The sequence below is a fragment of the Streptococcus mitis genome (assembly GCF_946188695.1).
Lineage (GTDB): Bacteria > Bacillota > Bacilli > Lactobacillales > Streptococcaceae > Streptococcus > Streptococcus mitis_DF.
Map to the genome: position 1 here is coordinate 93875 of NZ_CAMHWI010000005.1, position 6000 is coordinate 99874.

Here is a 6000-nt window from a genome sequence, read left to right on the forward strand (position 1 = left end):
TGTCACGGATTATGCAAAGACCTTTTTCAAAACTTCCTGAATCGTTGTCACTCCAATAACCTGAATTTCCTTAGGCGGAGTGATTCCTGTCAAGGAATTCTTAGGTACATAAATCTTAGTAAAACCCAGTTTAGCAGCTTCATTGATGCGCTGCTCAATACGATTCACGCGCCGAATCTCTCCCGTCAAGCCAAGTTCTCCTACAAAACATTCCTGAGGATTAGTTGGCTTGTCTTTATAGCTCGAAGCAATGGCAACCGCAACGGCCAAGTCTATCGCAGGTTCATCCAATTTGACACCGCCAGCAGATTTAAGATAAGCATCCTGATTTTGCAAGAGAAGACCTGCCCGTTTTTCCAAAACAGCCATAATCAAGCTAGCACGATTAAAATCAAGTCCTGTCGTAGTACGCTTGGCATTTCCAAACATGGTAGGTGTCACCAAAGCCTGAACCTCCGCCAAAATCGGACGCGTCCCTTCCATGGTCACAACGATTGATGAACCAGTCGCCCCATCCAAACGCTCTTCTAGGAAAACTTGACTCGGATTGAGTACCTCAACCAATCCGCCTGACTGCATCTCAAAAATCCCAATCTCATTAGTGGAGCCAAAACGGTTTTTGACCGCTCTCAAAATACGAAAGGTATGGTGGCGCTCTCCTTCAAAGTAAAGCACTGTATCCACCATATGCTCCAACATTCTCGGCCCAGCTAAGGTTCCTTCCTTGGTCACATGGCCTACGATAAAAATAGCAATATTGTTGGTCTTAGCCAACTGCATAAGCTCAGCGGTTACCTCACGCACTTGAGAAACAGATCCCTGTACCCCTGAAATCTCAGGAGACATGATGGTTTGAATGGAGTCGATGATGAGAAAGTCTGGCTGAATTCTTTCTACCTCTGCGCGAACACTCTGCATATTGGTCTCTGCATAGAGATAAAACTCGCTATCAATATCTCCCAAGCGCTCTGCTCGTAGCTTAATTTGCTGGGCAGACTCCTCCCCACTGACATAGAGAACTGTCCCCACTTGGGACAACTGGGTTGAGACTTGTAGGAGAAGCGTTGACTTCCCAATCCCAGGATCCCCACCTATGAGTACGAGACTTCCTGGTACCACTCCGCCTCCAAGTACACGGTTAAATTCCTCCATCTCCGTCTTGGTTCGATTGACGTTGATTGACGTCACCTCAGCCAGTTTCATGGGCTTGGTTTTCTCACCTGTCAAGGACACACGCGCATTCTTGACCTCGGCAACCTCAACCTCTTCTACAAAAGAAGACCAAGACCCACAGTTGGGACAACGCCCCAGATATTTAGGGGAATTATAGCCACAATTTTGACATACAAATGTCGCTTTTTTCTTTGCGATAATAAACCTCTTTCTATATTTCTAACTCACACTCAATCACTTGGCAAAAATCAATCTTCTCATTTGGCACAAACTGACGCATGAGCATTCGATGAGCAACAACTACCACAGTCTGATGTTCTCGATACTTAGACATACATTCTAGAAACCGAGACTTCATCTCCGCAGCTGTCTCATATTGAATAGGACTATTAGGAAGTAATTCCCCCTTATTTTCTAGAAACATAGTACGAGCTTTTTCAAAATTATCTGTGCCACTTTCATAGACCTGCCATTCATGCAATAATGGCTCTACTCTCAAAGGAAGTCCCGTAGTACAAACTACATAAGAAGCCGTTTCTAAAGCTCTTGTGACTGCAGAAGATACGATTATTTCAGCTGACGAGAGTAAAGAATTTTTGCTCAGTTCCTGAGCCTGCTGCCGTCCCTTCTCAGACAAGGGCGCCAAATCTATCCCAAAACCCGTATAAGAACGCTCCTCTAACTCACGGTAATCTGGCTCCCCGTGACGTACAAAGATAATCTTCATTCTAGTGCCCTGTTGAACCAAATCCACCAGTTCGAACGCCATCAGCCGCATCTCCATCTGCAATTAAGAAAGGAGCAAAGACAGCCTGGACCACACGTTCCCCAACTTTGAGAATCACTTCTTGGTCTGTGATATTCTTCATCTGCGCAAAAATATGCCCTTCATTTCCAGGATTTCCATAATAATCCCCATCAATGACACCAACCGAGTTAATCAAGACCAGACCCTTCTTACGAGGATTTGAAGAACGATCATAAAGGTAAAGAACCTCAGTCGGCTGCATATAAGCCTTAACCCCTGTCGGAACCAAGACAATCTCTCCTGGCGCAATAACCGTACGCACAGCAACCTTTAAGTCGTAACCAGCCGCATGCGCCGTCTCACGCTTCGGCAATAAATTTTCATCTGTAAAAGTCGAAACCAATTCAAAACCACGAATTTTCATCATCTTCTCTTTTCTATTATCATTTATTCTAGATTATTCTATCTTATTTATTCGGAAAAAGCACGAAAAAAAGAGCACACAATTCAAATCGCTTAGGGCTGCTGGATTCCTCCCCTGACCCGCTTCACGCAGAACTGTTGCTCCATTATTAATTATATCACATTCCTATTCATTTTAAAAGCAAAATTATTTTTTCCGTCTATTTCTAAAAAAGTCCTGCATAATAGCTGCGCATTCATCTTCCAAAATTCCCGTTTCAACATCCACACGATGATTGAGACGCTCATCTGTCAAGATATCGTACAAGCTTCCAGCAGCGCCAAATTTCTGGTTTTTAGCCCCATAGACCACGTTTGGAATACGGGCAAGTCCAATCGCCCCACTACACATGACACAAGGCTCAATGGTCACAAAAAGAGTGCAATCCAGCAAGCGCCAGCTCTCCTCACTCAGGTTCGCATGCTCTATAGCCATAATCTCCGCATGCATAACCGCTCGTTGCAATTCCTCACGTGCATTATGCCCGCGACCAATGATTTCTCCGTCCTTAACAATCACACAACCAATTGGAATTTCATCGTGTTCGAGAGCAATCTCAGCCTCTTTCAATGCCTCTCTCATGAAGCTTTCTTTTTCTTCAACTGTATAATTCATCAATTTCCCTTTTTCTACTTGTCGATTTTATTATTATATCATGAATCCCAAGACAAAAAAAGTCACCGAATGCGGTGACTTTATAGGGAGATTATTATGAAAAAGAAAAGTTTAGGATATTTGTTACAACAAGTTAGGAGGTCTTCTTGTAACTGTCTATAGTATACCCGACCTATCTTAAACAAATCTTAAAATTCTCTTAGGACCAAACACTTTCTAAAATATTTGTTTGTTCACGACCAGGACCTACTGAGAAAGTAGAAATACGAACTCCAACCAATTCACTCACACGACGAACATAGTTACGCGCATTCTCAGGAAGATCTTCCAAATTACGAACTCCAGTAATATCTTCTGACCAACCTGGCAACTCTTCATAGATAGGCTTGCAACGTTTCAATTGCTCAAGACTAGCTGGATAGTAGTCAATACGTTGACCATCAAGATCATAGGCCACACAGATTTTCACTGTATCTAAACCACTCAAAACATCGATAGAGTTCAATGAAAGATTAGTAATACCAGAAACGCGACGACTATGACGCATCACAACTGAGTCAAACCAACCCACACGACGTGGACGACCAGTTGTTGTACCATATTCATGACCTACTTCACGGATACGTTCTCCCACTTCATCAAACAACTCAGTTGGGAAAGGACCGTCTCCTACACGACTCGTATAGGCTTTACATACACCTACAACCTTGTCAATCTTACTTGGACCAACACCAGAACCAATTGTCACACCACCAGCTACAGGGTTTGATGACGTAACAAATGGATAAGTACCTTGGTCGATATCTAGCATAACTCCTTGTGCACCTTCAAAAAGCACACGTTTACCGTTATCAAGCGCATCATTCAAAATGACAGATGTGTCTGTCACATATTTCTTGATTTGTTGACCATATTCGTAATATTCTTCAAAAATATCATCGAAATCAATCGCTTTACTGTCATACAATTTTTCAAAAAGACGATTCTTTTCAGCAAGGTTACGTTCTAAACGCTCACGGAAAATATCTTTATCCAAAAGATCGGCGATACGAATTCCAACACGAGCAGCCTTGTCCATATAAGCTGGACCAATTCCCTTGATTGTAGTCCCAATCTTATTGTCGCCCTTAGCTTCTTCTTGCAAACGGTCTAACTCGATATGATAAGGCAAAATAACATGCGCGCGATCAGAAATACGCAAGTTATCAGTTGTCACACCCTCCTCATGAAGATAGCTCAACTCTTTTACAAGAGATTTAGGATTTACAACCATACCATTCCCAATAACAGAGATTTTTTCAGGGAAGAAAATTCCAGATGGAATCAAGTGCAACTTAAATTTCTTACCATCGATCACAATCGTGTGACCTGCATTATCACCACCCTGGTAACGTGCAATCACTTCTGCATTCGCTGAAAGGAAATCTGTAATCTTCCCTTTACCTTCATCACCCCATTGGGTACCTACAACAACAACTGAAGTCATAATCTTGTCTGAGCCCTCAGGCTCTTCCTTTCTCACATACATGGCAGGAATCTCACCTGCAATTATATCTTACAATTTATTATAAGAAAAAATCGCCTTTTTATCAAGAAGAAACAATAGAAAGATTTGCTATTTCCAACTATTAAAAAATGATTTAGAAAAATAACTAGCTATTTATTATTATCTTTCTATAAAAAAGTAAATTTGTTCGGAAATTAACTCAGACTATCTCAACAAGAAATAAAACCTTGTTTCATTATCATCTTTTCAAGATACAAACGATAAGCAACACGATAATGGTAAACAATAAAATCCCTACGACACCCAATACCATATCTAACTAAATAATAAATCAAAAATTTAAAATGAAAATGTTCCCAGTCCCAACTATTACCAAAGAAAGTAGCATACTCTTCTTCGATACTGTCATAGAAATCAGTCATCTGATCATAAATATTTTGTAGCATAAGCATACACTCCTTTACTTTTTATGATCTTATTCTAACAAAAAATTTTAATTAATCATTAATAACTCCTGAATTGTTAAAATACCAACCTCAACAAGAGAAAAAATAGGAAAAGTTGACAGAATAGAAATAAATTTACTACCTAAATTAGACTTTGATAAAAACCTTATTGACTGCGTTAAATACTAAAAGAGACTGAGGAAAAAATCTTAAAATAAGAAAAACGCATATTATCAGATATTCAAATCTATGTAATTTTGCATTATCTATAATAGCTGATGGTATGCTTAATTTTGTATAGTCGCTTAGTTTAAAATGCGCATGTTATAATAAAGCTATGCATATCTAGTAAATTGAAATAAGAGATGAATAAATCGATTAGGAAAGTCAAATTAATTTCTAGAAATATTTTTAGCAGTTGTAACATACTATTCTAGTTCCAATCTACTATATTGACGAAACGGGAATCGCCCCTACCTCTATCGTCCTTATGATGCACGGGCTCCTAGAGAGGAGAAAGTCTATGAAAATATTATCAGACGGCGTTTTGAGCGGACTTCAATTGTTTCAGGAAAAGTAGAGGGAGAGTTTATAGCTCCTATTTATAAAGTGGTTCAAAATGCAACTCCTACCTGCTTTGAAGAGACTTCATATTACGACGCCAAATTAGAAGCAACTAATAATCTCATTAAACTTATCAAGCGAAATGCCTTTGGATTTCGGAACTTTGAAAACTTCAAAAAAAGGATTTTTATCGCTCTGAATATCAAAAAAGAAAGGACGAAATGTGTCCTTTCTCGATCTTAGCCTTTTCTTCAACCCACTACAGTTGAAAAAAGCCTAGATTATTAATTACATAATAAAAAGAGGCTGAAACCTCCTTTAACTAACTACTCCGCCAGTAGGACTCGAACCTACGACATCATGATTAACAGTCATGCGCTACTACCAACTGAGCTATGGCGGAATAAAGCTAAGCGACTTCCATATCTCACAGGGGGCAACCCCCAACTACTTCCGGCGTTCTAGGGCTTAACTTCTGTGTTCG

At 40.1% G+C, this 6000-nt stretch carries 6 protein-coding genes, 1 tRNA gene, 1 other RNA gene and 1 pseudogene; 1 reads left to right on the top strand and 8 read right to left on the bottom strand.

Features of this window, described 5'->3' with window-relative positions:
* Positions 1 to 9: 9 nt before the first annotated feature.
* From radA to comW, 7 genes are all read right to left on the bottom strand, one after another.
* Positions 10 to 1371 carry a DNA repair protein RadA gene (gene radA, locus N8L33_RS03785; protein ID WP_077804517.1) on the bottom strand — a complete coding sequence of 454 codons (1362 nt, stop codon included), beginning with the start codon at positions 1369 to 1371 and terminating at the stop codon, positions 10 to 12.
* A gap of 13 nt (positions 1372 to 1384) precedes the next feature.
* Positions 1385 to 1942 carry a histidine phosphatase family protein gene (locus tag N8L33_RS03790; protein WP_180948763.1) on the bottom strand — a complete coding sequence of 186 codons (558 nt, stop codon included), beginning with the start codon at positions 1940 to 1942 and terminating at the stop codon, positions 1385 to 1387.
* Complete coding sequence (locus N8L33_RS03795) at positions 1902 to 2345, bottom strand: dUTP diphosphatase (protein WP_060805345.1); 444 nt, start codon at positions 2343 to 2345, stop codon at positions 1902 to 1904. The genes N8L33_RS03790 and N8L33_RS03795 overlap by 41 nt, the downstream gene beginning before the upstream one ends.
* 55 nt (positions 2346 to 2400) lie before the next feature.
* An RNA gene (gene ffs / locus N8L33_RS03800) (signal recognition particle sRNA small type) lies at positions 2401 to 2499 on the bottom strand.
* Between the two features lie 32 nt (positions 2500 to 2531).
* Complete coding sequence (gene tadA / locus N8L33_RS03805) at positions 2532 to 2999, bottom strand: tRNA adenosine(34) deaminase TadA (protein ID WP_261049372.1); 468 nt, start codon at positions 2997 to 2999, stop codon at positions 2532 to 2534.
* 199 nt (positions 3000 to 3198) lie between these two features.
* Positions 3199 to 4485, bottom strand: a complete 1287-nt coding sequence (locus N8L33_RS03810) for an adenylosuccinate synthase (RefSeq protein ID WP_004237599.1) — start codon at positions 4483 to 4485, stop codon at positions 3199 to 3201.
* Between the two features lie 230 nt (positions 4486 to 4715).
* Entirely contained in the window at positions 4716 to 4952 is a 237-nt protein-coding gene (gene comW / locus N8L33_RS03815; protein ID WP_000940045.1) for a sigma(X)-activator ComW, read from the bottom strand.
* A 651-nt stretch (positions 4953 to 5603) separates the two neighbouring features.
* On the opposite strand from comW, the pseudogene N8L33_RS03825 reads away from it, so the two are divergent.
* A pseudogene (locus N8L33_RS03825) lies at positions 5604 to 5759 on the top strand (transposase); the annotation flags it as partial.
* Between the two features lie 86 nt (positions 5760 to 5845).
* On the opposite strand, the gene N8L33_RS03830 reads toward N8L33_RS03825, so the two are convergent.
* Positions 5846 to 5919: transfer RNA gene (locus tag N8L33_RS03830), tRNA-Asn, on the bottom strand.
* Positions 5920 to 6000: the final 81 nt, after the last annotated feature.

Excerpts from the sequence above, each read along its gene's own strand:
- comW (WP_000940045.1), bottom strand. The coding sequence starts at position 4,952 with ATGCTACAAAATATTTATGATCAGATGACTGATTTCTATGACAGTATC.
- N8L33_RS03810 (WP_004237599.1), bottom strand. The coding sequence starts at position 4,485 with ATGACTTCAGTTGTTGTTGTAGGTACCCAATGGGGTGATGAAGGTAAA.
- N8L33_RS03790 (WP_180948763.1), bottom strand. The coding sequence starts at position 1,942 with ATGGCGTTCGAACTGGTGGATTTGGTTCAACAGGGCACTAGAATGAAG.
- tadA (WP_261049372.1), bottom strand. The coding sequence starts at position 2,999 with ATGAATTATACAGTTGAAGAAAAAGAAAGCTTCATGAGAGAGGCATTG.
- N8L33_RS03795 (WP_060805345.1), bottom strand. The coding sequence starts at position 2,345 with ATGAAAATTCGTGGTTTTGAATTGGTTTCGACTTTTACAGATGAAAAT.